Annotated in this window: 21 protein-coding genes; 4 read left to right on the forward strand and 17 right to left on the reverse strand. The window is 38.7% G+C overall.

The window, feature by feature from the left end; all coding sequences use genetic code 11:
* Positions 1–37: 37 nt before the first annotated feature.
* Genes ACAN52_RS15875 through ACAN52_RS15890 form a run of 4 tightly spaced genes read right to left on the reverse strand, consistent with a single transcriptional unit; the run spans position 38 to position 4,460 of the window.
* On the reverse strand, positions 38–1,198 hold the full coding sequence (locus tag ACAN52_RS15875) for an iron-containing alcohol dehydrogenase (protein ID WP_378955899.1): 1,161 nt from the start codon (positions 1,196–1,198) through the stop codon (positions 38–40).
* 46 nt (positions 1,199–1,244) lie between these two features.
* Positions 1,245–2,120: a 4-hydroxy-tetrahydrodipicolinate synthase gene (gene dapA, locus ACAN52_RS15880; protein WP_378955900.1), complete on the reverse strand. Its 876-nt coding sequence runs from the start codon at positions 2,118–2,120 to the stop codon at positions 1,245–1,247.
* Between the two features lie 44 nt (positions 2,121–2,164).
* Positions 2,165–3,166 (reverse strand): 4-hydroxythreonine-4-phosphate dehydrogenase PdxA, encoded by a 1,002-nt coding sequence (gene pdxA, locus ACAN52_RS15885; protein ID WP_378955901.1) that lies wholly within the window; start codon positions 3,164–3,166, stop codon positions 2,165–2,167.
* A gap of 13 nt (positions 3,167–3,179) precedes the next feature.
* Positions 3,180–4,460 (reverse strand): four-carbon acid sugar kinase family protein, encoded by a 1,281-nt coding sequence (locus tag ACAN52_RS15890; RefSeq protein WP_378955902.1) that lies wholly within the window; start codon positions 4,458–4,460, stop codon positions 3,180–3,182.
* Positions 4,461–4,690: 230 nt separating this feature from the next.
* Here ACAN52_RS15890 and ACAN52_RS15895 point away from each other — a divergent pair, with 230 nt between their 5' ends.
* Positions 4,691–5,377, forward strand: coding sequence for a GntR family transcriptional regulator (locus ACAN52_RS15895; protein ID WP_378955904.1), 687 nt, complete (start codon positions 4,691–4,693; stop codon positions 5,375–5,377).
* Positions 5,378–5,473: 96 nt separating this feature from the next.
* Here ACAN52_RS15895 and ACAN52_RS15900 read toward each other — a convergent pair whose 3' ends face one another.
* From ACAN52_RS15900 to ACAN52_RS15930, 7 genes are all read right to left on the reverse strand, one after another.
* A complete protein-coding gene (locus tag ACAN52_RS15900) occupies positions 5,474–6,856 on the reverse strand; it encodes a tryptophanase (RefSeq protein WP_378955905.1) in 1,383 nt (460 codons plus the stop codon).
* Positions 6,857–7,107: 251 nt separating this feature from the next.
* Positions 7,108–8,709 (reverse strand): sigma 54-interacting transcriptional regulator, encoded by a 1,602-nt coding sequence (locus tag ACAN52_RS15905; protein ID WP_378955906.1) that lies wholly within the window; start codon positions 8,707–8,709, stop codon positions 7,108–7,110.
* A gap of 92 nt (positions 8,710–8,801) precedes the next feature.
* Complete coding sequence (locus ACAN52_RS15910; protein WP_378955907.1) at positions 8,802–9,260, reverse strand: YbaK/EbsC family protein; 459 nt, start codon at positions 9,258–9,260, stop codon at positions 8,802–8,804.
* 35 nt (positions 9,261–9,295) lie between these two features.
* On the reverse strand, positions 9,296–10,048 hold the full coding sequence (locus ACAN52_RS15915) for an energy-coupling factor ABC transporter ATP-binding protein (protein ID WP_378955908.1): 753 nt from the start codon (positions 10,046–10,048) through the stop codon (positions 9,296–9,298).
* Entirely contained in the window at positions 10,048–10,857 is an 810-nt protein-coding gene (cbiQ, locus tag ACAN52_RS15920) for a cobalt ECF transporter T component CbiQ (protein ID WP_378955909.1), read from the reverse strand. Before cbiQ ends, ACAN52_RS15915 begins: the two co-directional genes overlap by 1 nt.
* 43 nt (positions 10,858–10,900) lie before the next feature.
* Positions 10,901–11,944, reverse strand: a complete 1,044-nt coding sequence (locus ACAN52_RS15925) for an energy-coupling factor ABC transporter permease (RefSeq protein WP_378955910.1) — start codon at positions 11,942–11,944, stop codon at positions 10,901–10,903.
* A gap of 24 nt (positions 11,945–11,968) precedes the next feature.
* The gene (locus ACAN52_RS15930; protein WP_378955911.1) at positions 11,969–13,981 is read right to left on the reverse strand and encodes a molybdopterin-dependent oxidoreductase; all 2,013 of its coding nucleotides are present in this window, start codon (positions 13,979–13,981) and stop codon (positions 11,969–11,971) included.
* A gap of 292 nt (positions 13,982–14,273) precedes the next feature.
* On the opposite strand from ACAN52_RS15930, the gene ACAN52_RS15935 reads away from it, so the two are divergent.
* Positions 14,274–15,545, forward strand: coding sequence for a diguanylate cyclase (locus ACAN52_RS15935; RefSeq protein ID WP_378955912.1), 1,272 nt, complete (start codon positions 14,274–14,276; stop codon positions 15,543–15,545).
* Between the two features lie 63 nt (positions 15,546–15,608).
* Here ACAN52_RS15935 and ACAN52_RS15940 read toward each other — a convergent pair whose 3' ends face one another.
* The gene (locus tag ACAN52_RS15940) at positions 15,609–16,532 is read right to left on the reverse strand and encodes a DMT family transporter (RefSeq protein ID WP_378955913.1); all 924 of its coding nucleotides are present in this window, start codon (positions 16,530–16,532) and stop codon (positions 15,609–15,611) included.
* Positions 16,533–16,720: 188 nt separating this feature from the next.
* On the opposite strand from ACAN52_RS15940, the gene ACAN52_RS15945 reads away from it, so the two are divergent.
* Positions 16,721–16,876, forward strand: a complete 156-nt coding sequence (locus ACAN52_RS15945; protein ID WP_378955915.1) for a ribbon-helix-helix domain-containing protein — start codon at positions 16,721–16,723, stop codon at positions 16,874–16,876.
* Positions 16,877–16,988: 112 nt separating this feature from the next.
* On the opposite strand, the gene ACAN52_RS15950 is transcribed toward ACAN52_RS15945, so the two are convergent.
* The 3 genes from ACAN52_RS15950 to ACAN52_RS15960 all read right to left on the reverse strand — a co-directional run bounded on the left by ACAN52_RS15950 (position 16,989) and on the right by ACAN52_RS15960 (position 20,421).
* Positions 16,989–17,795, reverse strand: a complete 807-nt coding sequence (locus tag ACAN52_RS15950; protein WP_378955916.1) for a hypothetical protein — start codon at positions 17,793–17,795, stop codon at positions 16,989–16,991.
* Positions 17,796–17,890: 95 nt separating this feature from the next.
* Positions 17,891–18,910 carry a hypothetical protein gene (locus ACAN52_RS15955; RefSeq protein WP_378955917.1) on the reverse strand — a complete coding sequence of 340 codons (1,020 nt, stop codon included), beginning with the start codon at positions 18,908–18,910 and terminating at the stop codon, positions 17,891–17,893.
* A gap of 278 nt (positions 18,911–19,188) precedes the next feature.
* Positions 19,189–20,421, reverse strand: a complete 1,233-nt coding sequence (locus tag ACAN52_RS15960; RefSeq protein ID WP_378955918.1) for an NADP-dependent malic enzyme — start codon at positions 20,419–20,421, stop codon at positions 19,189–19,191.
* A gap of 354 nt (positions 20,422–20,775) precedes the next feature.
* Here ACAN52_RS15960 and ACAN52_RS15965 point away from each other — a divergent pair, with 354 nt between their 5' ends.
* Positions 20,776–21,762, forward strand: coding sequence for an MBL fold metallo-hydrolase (locus ACAN52_RS15965; RefSeq protein ID WP_378955919.1), 987 nt, complete (start codon positions 20,776–20,778; stop codon positions 21,760–21,762).
* An 83-nt stretch (positions 21,763–21,845) separates the two neighbouring features.
* On the opposite strand, the gene lplT is transcribed toward ACAN52_RS15965, so the two are convergent.
* Both lplT and ACAN52_RS15975 read right to left on the reverse strand, forming a co-directional pair.
* Positions 21,846–23,006, reverse strand: coding sequence for a lysophospholipid transporter LplT (lplT, locus tag ACAN52_RS15970; protein WP_378955920.1), 1,161 nt, complete (start codon positions 23,004–23,006; stop codon positions 21,846–21,848).
* Positions 22,999–25,110, reverse strand: coding sequence for an AMP-binding protein (locus tag ACAN52_RS15975; RefSeq protein ID WP_378955921.1), 2,112 nt, complete (start codon positions 25,108–25,110; stop codon positions 22,999–23,001). Before ACAN52_RS15975 ends, lplT begins: the two co-directional genes overlap by 8 nt.
* Positions 25,111–25,116: the final 6 nt, after the last annotated feature.

Genomic DNA, 25,116 nt, shown 5'->3' on the forward strand with positions numbered 1-25,116 from the left:
TTCTTCATTCCAGAAACATCTATCCTAGTATTAAATTTTATAATAAGTTTCGATAAATTGCTCTCATATCTTCTTTTGTTACAACTTTAGGATTATTATCGAGTAAACGAGTGACTTTGGAAGCGGCTTCAATCAAATCATCAAGAACTGCTTCATTAATACCTTTTGCTGCTAAGTCACATGTTACATCAAGATCTTCAATCATAGAATATAAATTATCAATCATTTTTTCAGCAGCTTCTCTCGTTGTACAACCTGAAAGTTCAAGTTCCATAGCAACTGCAATCTCTTTGAATTTTTCTTCGCAGACATCCAAATTAAATTTCATCACGCCTGGTAGCAAAATGGCATTGGATAAGCCATGAGGAATATGATATTTACCACCTAGTGGATAGGATAAAGCATGTACAGCAGTGGTACTGGAAGTTGCAATGGAGATACCGCCAAACATGGCTCCTAGCAGCATGTCTTCCCGCGCTGCTAAATTATGACCATCATTGTAGGCAGTGCGAATACTGCGAGAAATCAAGGTAATTGCTTTCAGGGCAAAAGTATCACTGAGAGGATTGGCTTTTTTAGAGATATAACATTCAATGGCATGACATAGAGCATCCATCCCTGTATTTGCCGTAATATGTTTAGGCAAATTAATAGTCATCATTGGATCCAATATGACACAATCTGGTACCATTTTTCCGTTAACAATTCCAACTTTAAGTTCTTCTTCTGGTACTAACACAATGGCATTGGGTGTTGCTTCAGAACCAGTACCTGCTGTAGTCGGAACCATGAGAGTCGGTACACCGCGACGTTTGATTTGTGCTTTACCTTTTACTAGATCACGCAGCGCTACATCATTGGTCAATAATAAGGCAACCAGTTTAGCCGCATCCATAGAGCTACCGCCGCCAATCCCAATGATCATTTGGCATTCAAACTCTCGGGCAGCTTCAAAAATAGTATTCACTTGGTCAACGGTAGGTTCAGGTGGAGTATCATTAATGATATGAACATTAATATCTGCTGCTTCTAATAAAGCTTTTGGTTTTTCTACCAACCCAGAATTCCAAACACCTTGGTCAGTAATGATGACTACATTTTTAGCGTCATAATCAGTTACAATCTCTGTTATTTGTTCAATGCAGCCAGCACCAGCTACAATTTTCCCGATATTTAACAAGGAATAAACGTTACTCATAGTCGATTCTCCAATCATTTTTTCCTATCATAATTTTTTTTGATTCTTATTTGTATAATTTAAAAACTTCAAGTAAGGCAGCATCAATTTCAGGTTTGTTACAATTGGAAGGTGCGCGACCTGGCCCCATTGGATACCCCAATAAATTAGCTGCACGTTTAACAACAGAATTTGGATTGCCCATTTGCATTACATTACGGAATGGTCTGATTTTCTTTTGGGCTTCATTTGCTTCTTCAAGTTTACCTTGTGACCAGAGTTCATAGATACTAACCATGAGTTCTGGGAATACATTGGAACAACCAGAAATAGCACCTGTACCGCCTGCCATCAATGTCCACAAGATCAAAGAATCACTGCCAGCGAGTACGCTTAAACGCGGATCTGTATTTTCGATATATTTTAACGTATTATCAAAATTACCACTGCTATCTTTAATACCAATGATATTTTCATATTTTGCTAATTTTTTTACGGTCGTATAGTCAATGTTATTGCCTGTTCTGGCTGGAATGTTATAAAGAAGGATTGGTAATTTAACTGCTTTTGCTACACTGCTGAAATGATCATATAAATTATCTTGTGAAATACCAGAGAAATATGGTGATATAACGGATAATACATCAGCTCCGAGTTCCTCGGCAATTTTTGACAATTCAATTGTTTCTTGGGTTGTAACGCAACCAGTACCTACATATACAGGTACTCTGCCTTTTACTTCGTCAATCGTTACTTTAATGATTTCAATTTTTTCCTCTTTTGAAAATGCATAAAATTCACCATTGGTTCCTAAAGGAAAAATACCGCTAACTCCTGCATTGATTAAACGATTAATTTGATTGCGCATTTCCAGTTCATTGAATTTTTCATCCTCAGTTAATGGGGTAAGAATTGGAGCAATAATACCTTGTGGTTTAAACATAATCATCATCCTTTCCGCTGAACGTTTCTAAATTTTGATTTATTTTAAAGCTTGGCAAACTTAACTTTTGCCATTTGAGCACCAAGTTTAATGGCTTCCTTCATACTTTGGCCTTCGGCAATTCCATGACCCGCAATATCAAATGCTGTACCATGATCCACAGAAGTCCGAATAAAAGGCAAACCAACAGTCACATTCACACCATTATGAAAGTCTAGCAATTTAAGAGGAATATGTCCTTGATCATGATACATGACCACAACGACATCAAAGTCATTTTTAATGGCTGCGCGATAAAAGACTGTATCTGGTGCAATAGGACCTTGGACGCAAAAACCTAATCGACTGCATTCTTCCACTGCTGGAACAATTTCTAGTAGATCTTCCTTACCAAACATGCCATTTTCTCCACAATGTGGATTCAGTCCAGCAACAGCAATCCGTGGTTTTTCTAGACCAATGAGTTTCATGGTATCGTCTGCCAAGGCAACAACACGCTCAATGCGATCTTTTTTTACCATGTCACATGCATCACGTAATGCAACATGTGTTGAAACATGAATGACACTTAAGTTTTTGCTATAAAGGAGCATGGAATAATTTTTTTCTTGAGCAAAATGAGCTAATATTTCTGTATGTCCTGGATAATGGTATCCTGCTAAATTCACAGCCTCTTTGTTGATCGGAGCTGTAATAATAGCCTGAATTTCATTTTTGAGGGCATATTCTGCGGCTTTCTCAATGTATTCAAAGGCTGCCTTCCCAGCTTGTGGATTCACTTGACCAAAGGTCAGATCAGCTGGAAGATTATCAAGATCAATGATATCAATGATACCAAATTCTCCACTTGCTTCTCGTGGATGAGATACAACGCGGCAGCGACACCCAGAATTGATGATAGCATTCGCTCTTTCCATCATTTTTTTATCACCAATAACTAAAGGTCTACAAATATCATACATTCCTTGATCAGATAAGGCTTTGATGATAATCTCTGGACCAACGCCTGCTCCATCTCCCATCGTAATTCCAAGGATTGGTTTCATCGTAAATCTCCTTTCAATTTTCAAAAAATTTCATGGCTTCAATGATCGCATACTCATTACCAAAAGCACCGGCTTTTGTGATGACATTTAAACCATGCAATGGACCACCGATTAGTTTGCCTACAGGAATACCTGATACGACTTCTTGTAAAATTTCAATTCCAGTTGCCTGTAATGTTCGGCAGGAACTGACTGCCGTTTCACCACCGGTCAAAAATAAACCTGCCAATCCTTCTTTACCTAATTGGGCTACGACTTGCCCTAGTACCATGGCAATTCGAATTCCCACTTCTGTAGAATCTATATGAATACTTTTTCCAGCTGCTATGACTTCCTCTACAACCTCTTTATCGTTAGAACAATAAATAACTAAGTCCTTTTCTTGTAAGAATTTCCTTGCAGCCAATATAATTCGTTCTATTTCTTGGTCTGGCATCAAAACAGCAGCCACAGAATCAAGTAGAATATAAGGAACGGATTTTTTTTCAATATAAGTCTTAATTTGTTTTTGTGTGACTGCGCTCACACTACCAGCAACGACAAGACGTAAATGATGATTGGATAGAAGGGGCGATTTTTTTTCTTCGTTCTTACCCCACTCCAAAACTGTTGATAATTGCTGTGCAAGTCCAGCTGAGCCTACCCATAACACTCGTTCAAATTGAGCGGCGGCTTGGGCAATATCACGCAAATTTTCTTCAGTGACTGCATCAAAAACCAGCCAATCCTCACCAAGCTTTACATGTTTGATGATTTCTTCATAAATGACTGAAGAGCCACCCATTACTTTTTCTAAGGGGATTATACCAACTTTGCCATCTTCTCTTGACAATAAGTGAGGTATCCATGACTCTGTCACAGGCGTCTTAGGGTCATGAGCAATCTCTGTCATGGAGATCGGCATACCTTCCAATAGTTGATGTCCACCGATTGTCACTCTGCACGTATTGGGAAAGGCTGGTGCAATGACTGTAATCATAGGCTTAAATGCTGTACAAGCAGCGGAAATCTCTGCCTTAATATTTCCTCGTAATGTTGAATCAATTTTTTTATACAGATGAGGTATGTCAAGTTGCTCTACGATTTTGCAAGCCTTAGTCACTCGCTTTGCGGCAACGAAAGAAGCCTCTGCACGACTATCTGTATCTAGAACGAGAATATCTGCATGATTGACTAATGCTTCTGCCCTTTCAGATCCAAGTAGTACGATTGTCTGCAATCCAAACTTGCTAAATTGGACACCTGTATCGTTTGCCCCTGTTAAATCATCTGCAATCACTAACAACTTAGGCAATGGAATCACCTCATATCTGTTAAATAAGAATTTTCTGTTACATGTTGTATACAACATGTAACATCTTCATGATACTCCATCAAGGAAAAACTGTCAATACTGACAAGCATGAATAATATAAATTATCTGTTATATCATTTTTTCAAAAAAAATTTGACAAAGATTACTTAATTAAACTATATTTTATAGATGTAACAGTTATTATCATTCGGAAAATGAGGGATTTAAATATGGAATTACCTAGAATTGACAATTCTAATCTGTGGGATAAAACTTACCTCCTTTTGAAAGACCGCATTATTCGGAGAGAATTTGCACCTAATCACAAACTATCCATTCCCGAATTATCAGCCCAACTCGGTGTGAGCCGAACCCCGATTCGCGATGCATTAAACCGTTTAGAAATGGATGGACTTGTTAAGACAGTTTCCAAGGTCGGAACCTTCGTCGTTGCCATTGAAATTGATGACGTCCTTGATCTGATTGACACAAGACTGATGATCGAATATTGGGTATTAGAAAAATTACCAACCTTACCTGAATCAGAATTGAACATAAAGATTGAGCAACTGGAAAAAATACTTGATCGTGCTTCTTCTTTAATCGAAAATGCCCCTCTTGAATCTTTTCTTAAATCCAATTACAATTTACAATTCCACATTGAATTTATCAATTTGGCAAATAACAAGAAAAATGCCGACATTTACTTAGGACTTATGAATTACCATTTCTGGGCAGTTGAACATTCCTTAATCACGAAAGAAATGGTCATGACCGCGATTAATCAGCATTATTCTATCGTCGAGGCATTAAAATGCCGAAATTTTTCAGATGCCAAAATAGCCATCAAATCACATTTGTATGACGCAAAAGAACGTCTCATTAAACGTCTGCAAGATAATGGCGGACAAATATAAAGCATCTGTAAGATTGAAAAAATCACACCCTGCTCACTCTGGCTAACCAGAGTGGCAGGGTGTGTATTGTTTATCATGATTTATCTTTTCATTTCGCTAAGACTCAATTGGCTTTAACCGACAGAGAAAATGACGTAATACCTTAGGTTCATAAGTAAACTCTAGTCCTTTAACTTGATCGCGTCGTTCCCAAATTTTTGCGAGTGCATCAACAATCACATCCATATGACGATCAGTATATACACGCCGAGGGATGGTTAAGCGCATGAACTCGACACCCGCTTTTTTCTGTACCCCAGTCTCTGGATCACGCCCAAGTAACAATGAGCCAACTTCCACTGGCCGAACACCCGCTTGAAGATAAAGTTCGTTCGATAGAGCTTGGGCGGGAAATTGTTCTGCAGGAATATGAGGCAAGAATTTCCCTGCATCTACAAATACAGCATGCCCGCCTACAGGCCACTGTATGGGAATACCACGTTTACGCAATTCCGCTCCCAAATATTCCACCTGACCAATTCTATTTTCCAAATAGTCAAAGTCGAGCCCCTCATGCAGGCCAACAGCCAAACATTCCATATCCCGCCCTGACAAACCACCGTAGGTAACAAAACCTTCCATAGGTACACAAGAAGCACTTGCTGCAGCAAATAAATGTCCGTCATCTTTAATTGCAATCAAGCCACCCATGTTGACAATTGCATCTTTTTTGGCACTCATCGTTAAGAAATCGCCCATTCCATACATTTCAGCCACAATTTCTTTGATCTCTTTATGAGCATAACCAACTTCACGTTTTTTGATGAAATATGCATTTTCTGCAAAGCGTGCAGAGTCAAAATTAATTTTAATGCCAAACTGATCGGCAATCTTTCTTACGCCACGAACATTTTCCATGGATACAGGTTGCCCACCAGCCGAGTTACAAGTCACAGTTATAATAATAAAAGCAATATTTTCTGGACCTTTCTCTACAATGAAGTTTTCCAAACGTTCCAAATCAAAATTCCCTTTAAAAGGGTGTTCCTTTTGCGTATCAAAGGCATCATCAATGACTAAATTAACAGGAATCCCACCACTCATTTCAATCCATGCCATGGTTGTATCAAAATGCATATTACCTAAAATATATTGGCCTTTTTGTTTGATTAAGTGAGGAAATAGAACCTGTTCTGCACCTCGTCCTTGATGAGTCGGAATGACATGATCATAGTTGAAAATATCTTTAACCGCCTTCTTAACCTTATAAAAAGACTTACTGCCAGCATAAGATTCATCACCGAGCATCATGGCTGACCACTGTTGGTCACTCATTGCTCCAGTACCACTATCAGTGAGAAGGTCAATGTATACATCCTCAGATTTCAGCGCAAACGGATTATACCCTGCAGCTTCTAAGGCCTCGATTCTTGCCTCTTGAGAAATCTTACGAATTGGTTCCACCATTTTTATGCGATATGGTTCTGCTGTTCTTTCCATCTTTATATCCCCCTTGTTCTTACCATGAATCACTTATTATGATATAAAGCAAGTTTCATGCCAAAGGATACATCAAGAGAACTCCTCCTTTCTTGGTGAAACTGATAAAAAAAAGTGATAAGTTTTCTTCTCAATAGAGAAAAAAACTTATCACTTTTATATGGAATTAAAAAATATACCCCTTCTCAATTTTAAGTCAGTACAGTATGGTTGTCCCTCTATGCTGTGGTTTGGCATAAACCAAACTTACTTTACAATCGATAATTTTTCATTTTATTCAGTACTGTTGTATTCGATACTCCAAGAACTTGCCCAGCTAATCGAGATGAAGGATATCTTTCCAACACTTTAATCAATATTTCTTTTTCAATATGAGCTACAACCTCTTTTAGTCGAAATCCTGTATCGAAATTTGGAATTTCAATCTGCATCATGTTTTTTCCCAATAAGGTATTCTGTGCTTTTCCTGTAGGTTCTCCGATATCAGACCATATGGCAAAATCATGAGGAGTTATTTCCCGGGAATTAAGTAAATTGATAATACGTTCTAAGGTATTTTCTAGCTGTCTTACATTGCCTGGCCATTCCTGATTCATCAAATATCTTACACTATCTCGGGTTAAATGAGCCTCCGGTTTATGCAATTTGGCACAAATTTTTCCGATCAGATGTTGAGCGAGAAGAGGAATATCTTCTTTCCGTTCCCTAAGAGAGGGAATAATAAAGGGAATCACATTCAGACGATAATATAGATCTTCACGAAATTCTCCCTTGCGGACCATTTCCTCAAGATTGCGGTGAGTTGCGGCAACGATACGGACATCGACCCTCAGTTCTTTGCTTCCCCCCACTCTACGAATGGTGCCTTCCTGTAATGTACGTAATAATCGCACCTGAACTAATAGAGGTAATTCTCCAATTTCATCTAAAAATAAAGTACCGCCATCCGCTTGTTCAAACAAACCACGTTTGCCACCCTTACTCGCCCCTGTAAAAGCGCCTTCTTCATAACCAAACAATTCACTTTCTAACAGGTTTTCAGGCAATGCAGTGCAATTAACGGCAATAAAAGGAGCTTGCCTTCTTGGTCCTCCTGTATGTAAAGCACTGGCAAACAGTTCTTTTCCCGTACCACTTTCACCACGAAGGAGGACAGTAGAGCAACTCCGCGCTACCGTCCGCGCCGCCGTAATGAGCTGACTCATTTTTTCACTTTGAAAAATGATTTCATCAAAAGTCTTCAAATGCCGTATTTTATCCACCTTAGAACTAATCGCTTCAGCCTGCCTAAAATCTGTAATAGTAGCAACAGCACCAATAATTTGCCTACGATCATTCATGATGGGTTGACTACTCATCAGATAGCGAATCCTTTTACCCACTTTTTTTACTCTGCCTTCTTGCAATGTATAGGTTTTGCCAGAACGCAAGGTTTCAGAAATAAAATGATTCTTTCCCAGTATTTCTTCAACCCCACATCCGATTACATCTTGGGCGATTGAAAGAAACAAATTACTAAAAACTTCATTAATATGTGTGATTTTCCCTTCTTTGTCAATGCCTAAAATTCCCTCATCCACAGAATTAAGAATCGTTTTTAAGGTATCTTCCCGTTCTTCATAAGGCATTTGATCACGAAAGTCTACGGCCCTCACCTCTGGCACTCGCCTTAGTTCATCCATTAATTGATGAGCCATCTTGATTCCATCACAACAAAATTTGATAACCATTCCCTGATTTGGTAATACTTCCATAGCGATTTTATCAATATGATTTCGCTCTGTCAGACTAAAGATTTCATAACCTAAGCCAGGACGATCAATAAAATCAATTTGAATCACATATTCTTGCATAAGGTAACATCCTTTCTCCAAGACACACTCATTGCTCAAAGAATCCTGCACCATCAAAAGGCGCAGGATTCTTTTTTAAAACGATGATAAAGTTAACAGCAAACATCGATGACCTTTGCCTTAGTAATTTCACACAATCGATCTGGACTGACTGGTAATGCAGAATTAGCTGTACCAGCAGCTGCATAGACAATCTCAAAATCCCAGAGACTTTGATCTAAATAAAGAGGGATCTCTTTGAGTAAGCCAATGGGCGATACACCACCAGGGGGAAAACCTGTCGACTCTGCGACTGTCTCTCCGTCGGCAAATCGAACTTTTTTCACACCAAGAAGTTTAGTCAATTTCTTAGTGTTTATTTTTTTATCACCGCAGGTGACAACTAATAAAGGTTGACCATCAGCTAAAAATACTAGTGTTTTAGCAATCTGAGCAGGTTTTACACCAAGAGCCTCAGCCGCTAATTCTGAAGTATGAGTACTTTGGTCAAACAAGATAATTTTTAGGTCTGGAAATGATTTAAGAAATGATTTAACACGTTCAAGTGGCATGTAAAAAAACTCCTTTAGTGATATTCTGCTCGTTCTCATTTTTGACCGCAAAAAGGACATCCTTGCATTCTCATTGGCTTTTCTAAATGAGCACGGCTAAGCAATTCTTCATCCTTAAAAATTTCTACTGTAGGACGATCGGCAATGATGATACCATCACACAATACAATGGTGCGCTCACATAAATCGAGCACCAGGTCTAGATCATGAGTCGCAATAATTTTCGTATGAGTAAAACTTTGTAACAAATGAATTAATTGGCGTCTTGCTTTGGGATCAAGCCCTGACGTTGGCTCATCCATAACTAAAATATCTGGCAGCATAGAAAGGACGGAAGCAATAGCCACAGAACGTTTTTGCCCTCCTGATAATTTATAAGGAGGGCGGTCTTTTAAATGACTAGCTCCCACAGTCTCTAAAGCCGCTATGACCCGTTGCTCAACTTCTTCTATTGGAAGACCTAAATTAAGAGGTCCAAAGGCAACATCATCGAAAACCGTCGGCATAAAAAGTTGATCATCGGGATTTTGAAAAACCATCCCCACACAACGCCGGATATGAGATAAGGTTTGTTTCGTCAAAGGATAATCTCCAATGCGTACAGTCCCTACCGTCGGAACCAAAACACCAATTAAATGAGATAGTAAAGTTGACTTTCCGGCACCATTTGCTCCAACAATGGCCACAGATTCACCATGTACAATTCGCAAAGAAAGACCACTGAGAGCTTTTGTTTTGTCAGGATAGGTATATTCTAACTCTTTTATTTCAATAATATGATGGCTCATCAGTAACCCCCTACGAGCAATGTACCCAACCACTGAGAAATATTAACTAAGCGCAAAATAATAAAGACCGCAGACCAGCCAAGAAGATAGATGACATCCATTCCTACAAGCTTTTTTTGCCCTCTAAGCCTTACTTCGCCATCAAAACCTCTACATAACATAGCCTGATAAATGCGTTGAGCTCGATCAATGGTACGTAATAAAAGCTGTCCTAATAAAGAACCCCAAATTCCATATTGAATGCCTTCCCCATGAAAAGAGCGCAGAGAATAAGCACGAAGGGTCCTAATAAATTCTTCTAACAATACATATAAATAGCGGTACATAAACAGCAGTTGAACCACCAAGACTTTGGGAACCTTAAGTCTCAGCAAAGCCATACCAATCGCATCAATGCCTGTCGTTGCAACTAAAACCAAGGCCGCCGTGACCGCCAATATAAAACGTAACAAAATGGAAATAAAAGAAACCCAACCACCGGAAATGAAAAAAGGTCCAACGTACACGAGAGGTATTCGGTCAAAAATAGGATTAAAAATACCAATAAATAAGACAAACGGCAGTGCCAGCAATACACGATTTAAGATAGGATTGATCGGCAGCTCGCCGAGAATAATCACTATCATGGGATAAATCATCATAGGAAATAAACCACTGATCTCATATTTTGAAAAAGAAGCAACAACGATTAAGAAAATAACAGTCGTAAGCAACTTTACACAAGGATTGATCAGGTGAATCATTGTTGCCTTACTTGCCATCTCATCCAATTGTTTCAAATCTAACCAATAGGATTCTATTTTACTCATATGTAACTCCTAAAATGCTACAAAGATGATTATGATGGTTATATTAATTATTTTTTGTGGCCAAACGCAAACCTTTTCCAATGATTCCTGCTAACAGTAAGGTCATGATCGCACCGACTAAACCAGCAACAGACGTACCACTGTTAACCGCAGGCCATGACTCTCCGCCTTTACTATTTGCCACACTCGTCGCGACATTTTCTTCAGCTTTAAAATTATATTCAGGGAAAAAAGCAACTTTTTTCTGGATAGTAGCGAGTATCGTATAAAGATCATTCTCAGGTTCACTTAATTCTTGTTGTCCAGTCGCTTTGGCGATTGACCATTCCAATCCATCTGGATCAGCCGAAGCAAACCAAGATAAACCACCAGCCGTAATAAGACTAACCAGCAACAATCCCACTAAAACAGGCTTTATTCTCATGTTCCCCAAGGGTTGTGACATAGCTGCTTTACGAATGATTTCGGGTCTTTCTTTCCAAATAAATAAAATAACGGCCGTTGTTACTACACCTTCAACAATGCCAATTGCTAAATGAATAGGTTGCATTAAAAGAACAAAGGTGGTAAAAGGCAAATCAGAAATTCCAGAATAAATGGTTTCCAGAACCACTCCAAAAGCACCTAATTGCAGTCCAACAATAGCCGCTAGTATTGTACCAAGTAAAAGTCGTTTCTGATTTGGACTCTCGCCCACAATTTGTTTATAAATCAAAGGATAGGCAATGAAACAAGGAAAAAATCCTAAATTGAAGACATTACAACCTAACGCTAACAATCCTCCATCGGCAAAAAATAATGCTTGAATCGTTAATACAGAAGCAATGGTTAAAAATGCAGCATGAGGTCCGAGTAGTATAGACAAAATCATGGCACCACCAAGATGTCCACTTGAACCCGTCCCTGGAATTGAAAAATTGATCATCTGAGCCGCAAAGATAAAAGCTCCTAGCACTCCCATTAATGGCACCTTATTTTCATCAAGGACTTTTGTTACCTTCTTGGCTGAATACAGAGCAAGACCTGCAGTCGCTAGCCACATTGTCCCTCCGACGGCTGGCGAAATCAAAGCATCTGCCATATGCATGCCAATCAACTCCTTTCATTTTCTCTAAACTGATCGCAAACGAACATCCACCTTTGTATCATAAAAAGTACTTGCCGCTGCTCGATCTGTAAGCCGCTGAGAAGTAAGAGCATTCACAGAACGATCTCCATGTGAATTTTGAATCCAAAAGATCCCCTCTGCGACAACAACGCCAACAGGGGCTTTAGATGTAATCTGCAATAAAAAAGTCACCTCGCCCCGTTCATTAAAGGCTACAACTTCTTGATTATCTTGCAATCCCTTCTCAGCTGCATCCCGTGGGTTCATCATGAGATACATCTCTTTTCTTTTTTCTACAAGATCAGGACGTTCATTAAAGGATGAGTTAAGAGAATATAATCCTGGAGCATTCATGAACCAAAACGGAGCATCATCTCCATGGGGTTTATTGTAAAGCGGCAAAGGTTCTATATCTTTTTGATTCAAAATTTCTATTTTACCAGAAGGCGTCTTATACTTTATTTTATAATCAGAAGGTAAGGGGAGCTCGACGGCTCGTCCTTCACGAATCTGATTGATATTAACGTCCTTAAGCCAAGGTGTAGGTACATCAAGTAATTCATCAATGATCTCGTCGGCAGTTTGTTTAAAGAAAGATTCTGCAAACCCCATGGCCTCTCCAAGCAATCTAAATACATCCCAATTGGACTTTGCCTCTCCAAGGGGCGAAATGACAGGAAAAGCTCTTTGAACACAATAATGACCATAGGAGCGATAGATATCAGAATGCTCCAAGGAACTGGTTGCCGGCAATATCAGATCAGCATAACGAGCCGTATCTGTCATAAACCGCTCATGAACGACGGTAAAAAGATCTTCGCGTTGCAGTCCCTGCAGCACAGCATTTTGATCAGGAGCAATTACAGCGGGATTAGAATGATAGACATATAAACTCCTAATGGGTGAATGCTCCATTTCTTGTAGCACTGAACCCAGTTGATTCATATTGACAATCCGCGTTGGCTCTTGCATAAAATCTTCTCGCGTAATTTTCCCCATGGCAAAAGCACTTCCAGTAGCGATACTCGCAAGAAGTCCACCACCCGGTTTAGTCCAAGCTCCAACAAGTGCTGGCAAGCAAGTAATCGCGCGGACAGTCATTGCTCCATTACCATAGCGCGATAAGCCACTCCCAAGGGAAATAAAGGGAGCGCGAGCCTTCCCATATAAAACAGCCATTTCTTCAATCGTCTTAGCGTCAATTCCAGTTATCTGACTGACAACCTCTGGGGAATAGTCAGATAAGGTTTTTTCTGCAAATACTTCAAAACCTTGTACATGACTCGCAATAAAATTTTGATCGATCAGATTTTTTTTGACTAAAGAAAACATCATCCCTAACGCTAGAGCACCGTCACTCCCAGGACGTACTATGATGACTTTATCAGCAATTTGAGTTGCACTCGACTCATATGTTTCAATCAACCAAACAAGAGCGCCTCTTTTTTTAGCTTTACGAATTTGATGCATTAAGTGAATATTAGTTGCAAGTAAATTCGTCCCCCATAGAATAATGAGATCACTCTCTGCCACTTCCCGCGGATGAATTGCGAGCGTCGAACCCATGACCGTCGACCAGCCATGACCTTTCGCTGACGAACAGATCGTTCTTTCTAAGCGCGAAGCCCCTAATTTATGAAAAAAAGCCTCGCCAATATTGCGTTGAACTACCCCCATTGTCCCTGCATAAGAGTAAGGCAAAATAGATTCAGCTCCATATTCAGCAATGATCTTCTGCCAACGAGTTTTAATATGATCAATGGCTTCATCCCAAGAAATTGGCGTAAATTCACCTGTTCCTTTGGGGCCAGTCCTCAGTAAAGGTTTGACAATCCTCTGTGCAGAATGAACTGTTTTTTCATAATGGTTCATTTTACTGCACAAAGTTCCTTGGGTATGAGGGTGCTCAGGATCACCTGTGACTTTTATCGCTTTACCATTAACAACTTCTACTAGCAATCCACAAGCATCTGGACAGTCATAAGGGCAAACGGATCGTTTTATTTCAACATTCATTCTAGTGCCTCCCGCTGCTAAAATTGGTCTTACTTCTCGTCAAAGACCATCGTCTTTCCTTTCAAGTATTATAATATAGATCGCAAGATTTGCATATATGTGGAACTTTAAGAAGAGTTGATAAATTCTTTTCTATCTGTTATTTGTGTCACTAGAAGGACTCACTCTGCAGGAGAATTGATACAATATAACGAAATAGAAATCACTGAGATTCTATCTCATAGCAGTACAGTGAACCTGTGCCCGATTACTAGTTATATGGCACACTATCACCAGAAAGGAGATGGATTGTTTGGAAAGGATTTGCCAACCTGCCGAATACTATCGAGAAATAGTCAATCAAGCACGCGATATTATTCTCATTATGTACATGGATGGAAGAATTATCGACGTTAATCAAGCAGCACTAAAAGCCTATGGCTATAGTCAAGCAGAATTTGCAACTCTGACAGTTGGAGATCTACGCCATCCATCCGTTCAACGGTCGACTTCTCAGCGAATGAAAGTCGCTGTAACTGATGGAATTATCGTTGAAACAATTCATCGCCGCAAGGATGGAAGTTTTTTTCTAGTAGAGGCAAATTCTTATCGTATCTCAATTGGCACAGAGGATCGGCTTGTCACTATGATCCGCGACATCACGCAACGTATCGAAGAAAAAGAAGAGCAATTTCGTTCTTTATTTTCCAACATGGCCGAAGGAGTTGCACTTCACGAACTGATTTATGATGATGTAGGGCAACCTTGTAACTACCGCATTATTGAAGTCAATCCTAGTTACGAAAGAACCCTTGGCATACAACGAGATCACATTGTTGATCAGCTTGCCACGAATGTTTATCAAGTAGAAGAACCACCCTATTTAAAAGAATACAGCGAAGTCGTGCATACTCACTCAACCATCAACATGGAAACCTATTTTTCAACTCTTGATAAATATTTTACAATTTCAATTGTCCCTTGGGGTAAAAATGGTTTTGCTACGATTGCCTCGGATATTACTGAAATTAAAAATGCACAGCAAGAACTTCTTGCCAAAAATGCAGCCTTAGAAGAGCTGGCTTCTACAGATCGATTAACTGGCATTTGGAATCGTCGTTATTTCGAAAAAACTACAAAAAATGAAATGGATCGCGCTAAACGTTATCGCCACCCGATTTCCCTCGTCATGTTTGATATTGATCGTTTTAAAAAAATTAATGACAACTACGGGCACCATGCTGGCGATCAAATTTTGATCAATGTCTCACGCCTGATTCAAGACAAAATTCGTGCAAGCGACTCCCTCGCACGATGGGGTGGCGATGAATTTATCATTCTCCTTCCCACCCTATCAGGAAATCACGCCATGAAATTATCTGAAAAAATCCGTATTTTTATTGCAGACCATGAGTTTCCCGATGTTGGTTTTATTACATTAAGCATGGGAGTAGCAGAACTCAGACCTGATGAAAATATCTGGTCTTGGATCAACAGGGCTGACGATGCTCTTTATGTAGCCAAGGTAAACGGGCGAAATCGAGTCAGCCTTTCAACATTAAACGAAAAATCAAATGATCAGTAAAAATCAGATAAAAACTATGGACCTACTGAAAAAATTCAACTTGAATTGAGCCAGTAGGTTTTTTTATCCCTTGGCCTCAAGTATTGTTGGTTGTACCTTATTTTGAGTCGTAATAAATACACCTGCAATGGTGAGGGACATGCCGATCAAATGATAGGTTGAAATCTTTTCTCCATACAAAAATACAGCAATCCATAGTGCATTAATCGGCATGAGATTAATATAGGCAGCCGCTTTCGTGGCACCAATCCGCTGAATCCCCCAATTAAATAATAAAAAGGCGATCACTGTGGCAAAGGCCGCCAGATATAGTATTTCCAGCATAGTTTGACTAGATACATTCATAACTTTACTCCATTGATCTTCTTTGATAATAGAAATAATCAAGAGCATCACGGCCCCCATGATTGTAGAAACAGCAGTGACTAGACTTGTTCCAATGGTACGAGTCATTTTTTTTATAATCAAAGTATAAACAACCCAACTTGCAACGGAACCAAATAGATAGACTTCACCAACACCGATGGACATCTGGGTCAGTATACTCAAATCGCCTTTGCTGACAACCAAAGAAACGCCCAACAAGGATATGGCTACCCCAAGTAAGGTCCGCCAATTCCACGCTTCCCCCATAAAAAAGCTCGCAATACAAGTTGTAAAGACTGGATTAATCACAATAATCAGAGCCGCCGTTACTGCTGACGTATATTGTAGACCTACGGAAAAAAAATAGTTATAAGAAAAAACACCTGTTGCCCCCAAGGCCATCAGACTAAAAAAATTCTGTTTGATGGGCAACCACGATAACTCTCTGCGCCAACTACTCCATATGAACAAAAGTAATCCTGCAATAATAAATCGAAGGGCTGATGTCGTTAAGGGAGGTAATTCTGATAGAATATGTTTCGTCGTACCAAATGCCCCACCCCAAAATAAGGGTACTAATAAAAGAATAAGATAAGTTCTTGTAAGATTTTGTTTTTCCATGTGTATGCTCCTCGTAGTTATAAAATAGTATGGTGACTCATCCACTTTTGGTTTTTTCCGATTGAAAACGTTGTACATTAACATTTTACCACACTAAAATAGCTACTTCCAAATCTATGGATAAAACTTGCTAAAAAAATAGAGTTATGATCTAATAGAAAGATAATAAGACATAGGAGTGAATGAATATGGCAGGTAAAGTTATGGTGTCCTATACGACTCGCATTGAACAATCTCTTTCAGATAGACTTAAAGAACATAGTGTTGCATCCGACATTTCAATTACAAAAATTATCAATAAAGCCTTAGAAGATTATCTCGATAAAATTGATTTAAAAAAGTAAATACATAGAAAAGATCTTCCTTATGACTCGAATAGGACTAACACTATTAAAGTCAAACAGAAAGATCTTTTTCTCTTTCTAGACTAATGACGTCTCTTTACAATGCAAGAATTTAATTCATGATTTCAAGAACTTCATCAATCAGTTGAGTATATTTTTTTGTTAATCGCGATTTAGATAAATTTGATTTAAGAATTTTCTTCAAATCAGGATCATTCGATTGGGCATATCTTTTTAACAGCGCAAATCCTTCCTCTGGCAAAGCAGCAACAAATACACTAAGTGCATACTGAAGTCCTTTAGATAAAACAGCGAATCCTTCTGTTTTACGGCTTTCTTTGCTGCTAGAGAGTACATCACTCAGAATACATTCACTCAATGTAAGACTAAATTGAGCAATTTCTTTATTCTTAAGAATCGGAGGGTGAGCTAACGCTGCCATAAAAGTCCGTTTTTCAGTATAGGTTGAAGCACTATACCATATTGAAAAATATTTTTTTATCGAATTAAAATCTTTTTCAGCAATGATCTGAAATCCCATTGCTACGCCTTCTCTCATTCTCCATCTGCTATCATTCATCGCAATTTTGAACTTATTCATAATTATATTTTGTGTTTCTTCATCGGCATAACAATAGTATGCACCTAATGCCAATATACCGCAAAAAGAAAGATACTCTCGTGGATTATTAGTTGGTGCTTCCTCTTCTGATAGATTAACCCATCCTATTAATAAGCCCAATAAATCATTACTCATCCCTTTGTACTTAAAGCAGTCTGCAAATTTAAATGCTAAGGTTAGATTTGCCCTTGGGCCAGGTAAATTGGAATGTATGGACAAATCATACTCTATTTCTTGAAAATTTTCTGAGGACGCAAACAACGGTCTAATCTTTTTGATGATATCAGCATTTTCCACTATATGAATCTCCCTATCATATAAATTACATTACAATCAAAGATGATCTTAGAATAACAAAAAAATCTGCCCTTCCTTACTATACTTCATCACGATCAAGTATTCGATAAACTATAGCTAACAAACATTTTTGCTAACTCGAAGATTTTTTGAGAAACTGCGTTGATTTCTATAAAATTTTGTTGTTCTTCTATCGCTTTTGTAACAGGCTTTTGTTTTAGATTCCGATATGTATCAAAATAACGTTGCAAAGTCACAATTCCTTCTTCTAATTCTGCAATGTCAGATTCGGCCATTTCTTGTATTTTGTCCAAATGATCAAGAGAAATATCAAAAAAATCGAGTTCAAAATGGTGCTGTTCATTAAAATTACTAATCATTTCAACAACAGTTGCAATATACTTTACGCGAATAGCGTATTGTTCACGAATCCTTTGTTTTTCTATACCAATTTGCTGGAGTTGTTCAATAAACTGATCTAATCGTGACCATTCGGCAGCATCAGCCGGAAGGTCTTTTAATTTCTCCAACCACTCATCCCATATGCTATTGATGTCACGACTCATAGATTCGACGCTTAAGGTTTCTATATTTTCACTCATTACATCACCTTCTCCATCCAATTTTTCAAGTTTTTCACTTAATATATAACAAATCATTAAGCGAATATCACGCTTACTATAGTCTGAGGAAAGTACTAAACTAGATGCCAAATTAGCAATATGCTCATTGATTTCTACTGCCTCATCATTGTCAATTTTATGTCTGAGTTCACCCCACTTGAGGGGGCTATCAATAAGATCTTTCATCATTTCCTGGTACAAATCATCTTTGATCACAACCCATATCGTTACAACGGATAAAAGGATGGCCATTGTTTTGTCTTTCTCTATACGTGACATCATCTCACGTACCTGTCTATTATGAGGCGCATGTGAAAATTGTCGGAATCCATCAATCTTAATATACTTCGCACTCTCTTCGAGCTGAGTTTTTCCAGGATGCTGCCTCATATAAGAAATTGCAGAATGAGTAATCCCAGTCAAATGATCTTTATCTAAAATCCCCTCAACTCTTGACCATAACATCCAATTTTTCATAATTGAATCTGACATATTATTCTCTCCTGTTCATATTTTTTGAACTTTTATTCACAGTATATTGAAGAATAACTGCAAATTTTGTCGAAACACTGTAGATTATAAAATATATAAGTTAAATTAAAGATTCCTAGCAAAAATCCCTCTACTCAGCAGAATAAGAATATGACAATCAATTTTTAAAATTGAACTTATATCGCAGCAAATTAAAAAGCAAGACAGTATTTCTACCATCTTGCCGAATATCATTGAAAGAGATCCTCATTGTTTATTGTATACTTCAATCTATATTTTTAAGAAAGTCTAATTCTAGCAGCAGTCTTATCTCTTATTTCGTCAATATCAACCATAATTCTAGCAACACCAGTTTCCATTGCCGTACGCGCTACAGCTGCCGCGACAGCAGGTGCAACTCTTCTATCAAAAACATTAGGGACAACATAATCTTCTCGTAGTTCTTCTTCTGGGATGAGTTCTGCAATGGCATATACAGCGGCCAATTTCATTTCTTCATTAATTTGGCGAGCTCTCACATCAATCGCTCCACGAAAAACTCCTGGAAAAACACTGACATTATTCACTTGATTAGGTGAATCTGAACGACCCGTACCAGCTACTTTTGCCCCGGCAGCCTTAGCATCATCATAACTAATCTCAGGATCAGGATTGCATAAAGAAAATACGATAGAATCAGCATTCATACTCTGAACAATTTCCGCTGTGAAAGCACCTGATTGAGATACACCAATCAAGACATCGGCTCCTTTAGCAATGTCAGCTATACTGCCTTCTTCTTTTTTCAAGTTGATTTTTGGCAACAAGAGAGCCTGAACGCGATTCACCCGAGACATCTCCATCCCCTCGTACATAGCACCTTTGGAGTTCATCATAAAGACGTTTTTTGCACCAGCATTGAGCAATAATTGTACAATGGCAGTCCCTGCTGCACCAGCACCATTCACTACAATCTTGACTTCTGACAATTGTTTTTTTACCAAGCGAAGTGCACCAATGGTAGCGGATACAGCAGCAATCGCCGTACCATGCTGATCATCATGAAACACAGGTATATTCATTTTCTCTTTGAGAGCATCTTCAATATCATAGCATTTAGGTGAAGAAATATCTTCTAAGTTGATTCCTGCAAAATTAGGTTGTAGCATCTGAACTGTCTTGATGAACTCATCTGCATTTTTGGTGTCAATGGATAAAGGAATTGCATCGACATCACCAAAAGTTTTATACAATACAGCTTTGCCTTCCATCACTGGTATCGCCGCTTCAGGGCCAATATCACCAAGACCTAATACTCTCGTTCCATCTGTAATTACGGCCACCATATTGCCGCGGCAAGTATATTCAAAGGATAAATCTTCATCGCGATGAATTTCCATACAGGGTTCTGCGACCCCTGGAGTATAGGCTAAACTAAGATCATAACCATCTCTTACTTGAGTCTTAGCAATCATACCTAGTTTACCATTATGTTCCCGATGATAATTTAATGCCTCATCATGTAAACTCATATTGTTCTCCTTTTATCTATCAATATTTACAATCAACTATGCTGACTCTCTTTTTTATTTCTTCTCTTAGCAGCTCACTATATGCTTATAATGATGTTACATAGTGACTGTATTCATATTGTATGATGATTTGAAATTTAAAGATAATACCGTTTTTTTATTATATGATTACTTTTAGTTATGAGCATTATGCCAAAAAACGATTCAGTATAACACTCTATGATGAGTGTGGTAAGAGTGTTTTCGTGATCCAGTTAATACCGTAAAAATAACTTGTCCATGTCGTCTTATCAATATAGAATTATATTGTTGAAAAAATGTAAAATGATCGATAGAATCTCAGGAGGTTCATCCATGCTCGAGGAAATATTACCTAATCTATTTAAGATTACAGTCCCATTACCTGAACACCCACTAAGAACCGTAAACAGCTATCTCATCATGTCCGCAGAACGTAATCTCGTCATTGATACAGGATGGAATCGCCTAGAATCTGCAGAAGCCTTATTAAATGCATTTGATGAAATTGGCATTACCCTTGCTCGTACCGACTTATTTTTAACTCATATTCATGCCGATCACGCTGGCCTCATCGGACTGTTCAAAGCCAAAGGAACTAAAATCTTCTGCGGGCGTGGCGACTTAGAAATGATGGACAATTATATCAACATCAGTAAGGATAAAAGTTGGAAACTATTAAGCGAGTTAGCCAAACCTCATGGATTTCCAATGGGAGAAATTGAAGCGGCAATCGCTGTACATCCAGGAAATCAATATGGGGCTAGTAGCAGTAACAACTTTGTGGCAGTCGATGATCAAGACATCATCAGTGTTGGAGATTATAAATTTTATTGCATTTCCACACCTGGACATACGCCAGGACATATGTGTTTATATGAACCATCAAGGAAATTTTTATTTTCTGGTGATCATCTTCTCGGTGGATTCTCACCTACCATTTCTCAATGGAACTTAGCAGACAACTATGTAGCTAATTATCTTGCTAGTTTAGATCGACTTGCTGAATATGCTGTGGATACAGTTTTGCCAGGACATTGGGATCTATTCAAAAACTATCACGTACGCATCAAGGAAACGAAAGCGTATCACCAGTGCCGCCAGTCTGAAATCATAGGGTTGTTTGTTGATGGAAAACCGCTGACCGCTTATCAAGTAGCCTCTTCTCTCAGTTATAATAAAAATAATCGTGAATGGCTGTTTCTACCAGTCACCCGTAAATGGGCTTTGATTGCCGATGCAATCGCTCAACTGTGTTATTTACGAGATCAAGGTGCACTCCAAATGACCATCAACCACTCTCACGTCACATGGAATAGATAGCACCTACTAAAATAAACAGGTATATCCTCACGCTTTTGAGGATATACCTGTTTTCAATTTCTACAAAAGATAGCTCGATTTCTCTATTTTCGTCTGCTATATAGATACATATAACTAACAAGTAGCAACAATGTTACCCCTGTAGCACCAATCGCACTATGAATGGTCACTCCATTTTTAGTCGCAAGAGTATAAAGTCCTACCCCAAAGAACATAAATAAATTTTCCACAAAATTTTGGACAGCAATTGTTTTTCCCTCACCAACGGTATGCTGGCCAACTTGCTGTAGACAACTATTCATGGGTACGATATAGATGCCTCCCATCACTCCAATGAGTAACAAGAAAATAACAGCGACTTCTAAGGTATGGATCATCAGAAAAGCTAGGATACACAGTGCCATGACATAACCAAACCAAAGGGTGCGTTGATATGTTTTAATGCTAATCAGATAAGGCGTTACGACTGCGCCAACAGCAATCCCAACTCCAGTCACAGCAATAATCATACTAATTGAAGTACCGCTCGTGATCCCTAAGGTAAGAGGTGCCCAAGCAAAAAGAATCATACGCAAAACGGCAGAAGCCAGCCAAAATGATCCCGTACCAATGAGGGAATAATGACTTTGAGAATTTGCAAGTAAAACTCTCAGATCAGCAAAAAAATCACGAATTGAACTTTTATATGTAATCGACCGATTACCTGGATCGTGAGGGATCATGGAATTAATGCCAATGGACAGACCGTATAGTAACAGAGAAATCAAAAGAGCAAGGGTAATGGAAAAATCCGATAGAATACCTCCGACCACCGATCCAAGGAGAATAGCAACAATAGTATAACCTTCCAAACCGGAATTAGCGCGCAATAGTTCATCATCGTTTCGGGTGAGAAACGGCAAAATACCATACTTTGCTGGGCTATAAATAACTGCGCCAACTCCGACTGCTCCATAACTGAGGGCTGGATCAAAACTGCAGAGTAACATTAAAACTCCGATTGTTTTAACCATATTGCCGATAATCAGTACTTTCGCTTTTGGTTTTTTATCAGCAAACCGTCCAACCCATGGTGAGAACACAATATACGAAGAAAGAAAAATACTTTGTACAAAGGGTAAGTAGTAATCAGGATAGGCATCTCGTTTTATAATCCCTAAGGCAATAAATAAAATCATATTATCAACAAAGGCCGATAAAAATTGAGCAGTAAACAAGGCCTTTAAAGGTGACAATCTAATCATTTTTCTCTCCTCCACGAATGGCCATCGCTTTAAGAGTTACATAATCCGTTTTACCAGTGCCCAAGAGAGGTAATTTGTCAACAATGAAAATTTCACCCGGCATTGCCAGCATACTTTGCTTCGCTTGACTCATAAATTCTCGCAGCATCTGTTTAGAAGCATTTTTCTCCATTGTATATAATACAATTTTTTCGCCTTTTTTATGATCAGGAAGATTAATTGCGGCATTACGATTGCTGCCAAAACATTGTTCAGCTGTCCTCTCTACTGCATCTAAACTTACCATTTCTCCTGATACTTTGGCAAAACGTTTCAATCTGGAACGAATACTAATAAACCCTTGCTGATCAACACTCACAACGTCACCACAATCATACCATTCTGGCGCTGGTACAAAGCCTTTACCATAGAGTAGATAACCGGTCATGACATTGGGACCTTTAACAAAAAGGTTGCCTCCCTCTTCGATACCAGGCACCATTTCTGTCCGCCACTCAATCCCCGGAAGAAATCTCCCCACTGTACCAAATCGATTAAATAAGGGAGTGTTAATACTCAAAACGGGTGCCGTTTCTGTTGTACCATATCCTTCAAAAATTCGCATACCAAATTTTTCTTGCCAAATTTGTCGTACTTCATCCCTTAGCTTTTCTCCACCAGCGAGCACATACCGCAAGCTATAAAAATCATAATGATGGGCATACTTAGCATAGCCGTGAAGGAAGGTAGGCGTACCTAATAACAAGGTTGCATTGCAATCATAAACAATCTCTGGCACAATTTTAAAATGCAGAGGCGTAGGGTATAGAAAAACTTCAACACCATTCAGTACGGGCAGCAAAGTACCAGCTGTCAGACCAAAGGAATGAAACATAGGTAATGCATTTAGCATCTTATCCCGATGGGTATAGTCGATTACACTCCCGATTTGGTTAATATTTGCAATGATAGTTGCTTGCCGCAAAAGTACACCTTTGGGTTTACTCTCGCTGCCACTGGTGAAAAGAATAACTCCAGCTTCACCTGCCGATTCCATTTTTCTCAGGTATTTTATAAAACCGCTGATTTTATCACTCCAGGTCATTTGTGCTTTTATATCTTCTAAATAAACAATCTGAAACTGAGTTGCCAGCCTAGTCACAAGTTCTTCGAAATGCCCTTTTTCAATGAATAGACGGGATGTCAGAATGATTTTAACACCTGCTGTCTCGCTACAATCAAGATTATTTTCCCCACCAGCACTAAAGTTGAGAATCGCAGGTGTTTTACCAAGAAAAAATAAAGCAAATAGGGTGATGAGATGACCAATAGAATTAGGAAGCAGCACACCAATATGATCTTGCCCTATGAGTAGAGGACGCAATTTGTTCGCTAAAACATAACTGCCAAGAATGCCGCGACTGTAGGTAATGCTCCCATTAATATCTTCAGCCATAATCTTATTGCTACCATGCAGTTTCTTAGCATCTAATAATTTGTCAAATAAATTTACGCGTTTTTCTTGTTCTTGTCGAGCTTTAAACATCCCTTGCTGCAACATATCAAGAATTCGATCACTGCTTTCTTGTTTTTGTTTGCGGATATTTTGAGTATTCGAGAGGGCAAGTTTTCTTTTCTGATCAATATAGATCATCACCGAAGGAAACCAACAGGATTTTACCTTATCTTGAATTCTTGACAATTTCGAGCGCTCTGGACCAAGAAAAATTACTGGATATAAGGTAGCAGATGTTTTAAGAGCAATGAACCCCACACCACTATAAATTTTCATCAGATTACCAGTGGTTGTAATACGACCCTCAGGAAATAAAACCACAACTTTGCCAGCCTTGACAATACTTATAATTTTTTTCAATGAATAAGGATTCAAAGGATCAATTGTAATATGATTAATCCACCTCAAGACAAAATGAATTTTCCTCGCGATGGCTGTATTCACAACAAAGTAAGTCCCACTTGGCAAATAAGCATATAAGAAAATAGCATCCAGAAATGAAACATGGTTTGGTAATACAATAGACGGTCCTTCAAAGGAAAGTTGTTCCCTGCCAACCACACGTGTTTTAAATAATAACTGCAATAACCATCGCACTACTCTTTTCATACTGAT

The organism is Pelosinus sp. sgz500959 (genome assembly GCF_042610375.1).
In the GTDB taxonomy this organism is placed as follows: domain Bacteria; phylum Bacillota; class Negativicutes; order DSM-13327; family DSM-13327; genus CTSoil-075.

What these genes read in the sequence shown, in the direction of transcription:
- ACAN52_RS15940 (WP_378955913.1), bottom strand. Translation starts at nt 16,532, where the DNA reads ATGGAAAAACAAAATCTTACAAGAACTTATCTTATTCTTTTATTAGTA.
- ACAN52_RS15975 (WP_378955921.1), bottom strand. Translation starts at nt 25,110, where the DNA reads ATGAAAAGAGTAGTGCGATGGTTATTGCAGTTATTATTTAAAACACGT.
- ACAN52_RS15945 (WP_378955915.1), top strand. Translation starts at nt 16,721, where the DNA reads ATGGCAGGTAAAGTTATGGTGTCCTATACGACTCGCATTGAACAATCT.
- ACAN52_RS15915 (WP_378955908.1), bottom strand. Translation starts at nt 10,048, where the DNA reads ATGAGCCATCATATTATTGAAATAAAAGAGTTAGAATATACCTATCCT.
- lplT (WP_378955920.1), bottom strand. Translation starts at nt 23,006, where the DNA reads ATGATTAGATTGTCACCTTTAAAGGCCTTGTTTACTGCTCAATTTTTA.
- dapA (WP_378955900.1), bottom strand. Translation starts at nt 2,120, where the DNA reads ATGTTTAAACCACAAGGTATTATTGCTCCAATTCTTACCCCATTAACT.
- ACAN52_RS15955 (WP_378955917.1), bottom strand. Translation starts at nt 18,910, where the DNA reads ATGTCAGATTCAATTATGAAAAATTGGATGTTATGGTCAAGAGTTGAG.
- ACAN52_RS15905 (WP_378955906.1), bottom strand. Translation starts at nt 8,709, where the DNA reads ATGCAAGAATATGTGATTCAAATTGATTTTATTGATCGTCCTGGCTTA.
- ACAN52_RS15960 (WP_378955918.1), bottom strand. Translation starts at nt 20,421, where the DNA reads ATGAGTTTACATGATGAGGCATTAAATTATCATCGGGAACATAATGGT.
- ACAN52_RS15900 (WP_378955905.1), bottom strand. Translation starts at nt 6,856, where the DNA reads ATGGAAAGAACAGCAGAACCATATCGCATAAAAATGGTGGAACCAATT.
- ACAN52_RS15925 (WP_378955910.1), bottom strand. Translation starts at nt 11,944, where the DNA reads ATGCATATGGCAGATGCTTTGATTTCGCCAGCCGTCGGAGGGACAATG.
- ACAN52_RS15965 (WP_378955919.1), top strand. Translation starts at nt 20,776, where the DNA reads ATGCTCGAGGAAATATTACCTAATCTATTTAAGATTACAGTCCCATTA.
- ACAN52_RS15910 (WP_378955907.1), bottom strand. Translation starts at nt 9,260, where the DNA reads ATGCCACTTGAACGTGTTAAATCATTTCTTAAATCATTTCCAGACCTA.
- pdxA (WP_378955901.1), bottom strand. Translation starts at nt 3,166, where the DNA reads ATGAAACCAATCCTTGGAATTACGATGGGAGATGGAGCAGGCGTTGGT.
- ACAN52_RS15930 (WP_378955911.1), bottom strand. Translation starts at nt 13,981, where the DNA reads ATGAATGTTGAAATAAAACGATCCGTTTGCCCTTATGACTGTCCAGAT.
- ACAN52_RS15875 (WP_378955899.1), bottom strand. Translation starts at nt 1,198, where the DNA reads ATGAGTAACGTTTATTCCTTGTTAAATATCGGGAAAATTGTAGCTGGT.
- ACAN52_RS15895 (WP_378955904.1), top strand. Translation starts at nt 4,691, where the DNA reads ATGGAATTACCTAGAATTGACAATTCTAATCTGTGGGATAAAACTTAC.
- cbiQ (WP_378955909.1), bottom strand. Translation starts at nt 10,857, where the DNA reads ATGAGTAAAATAGAATCCTATTGGTTAGATTTGAAACAATTGGATGAG.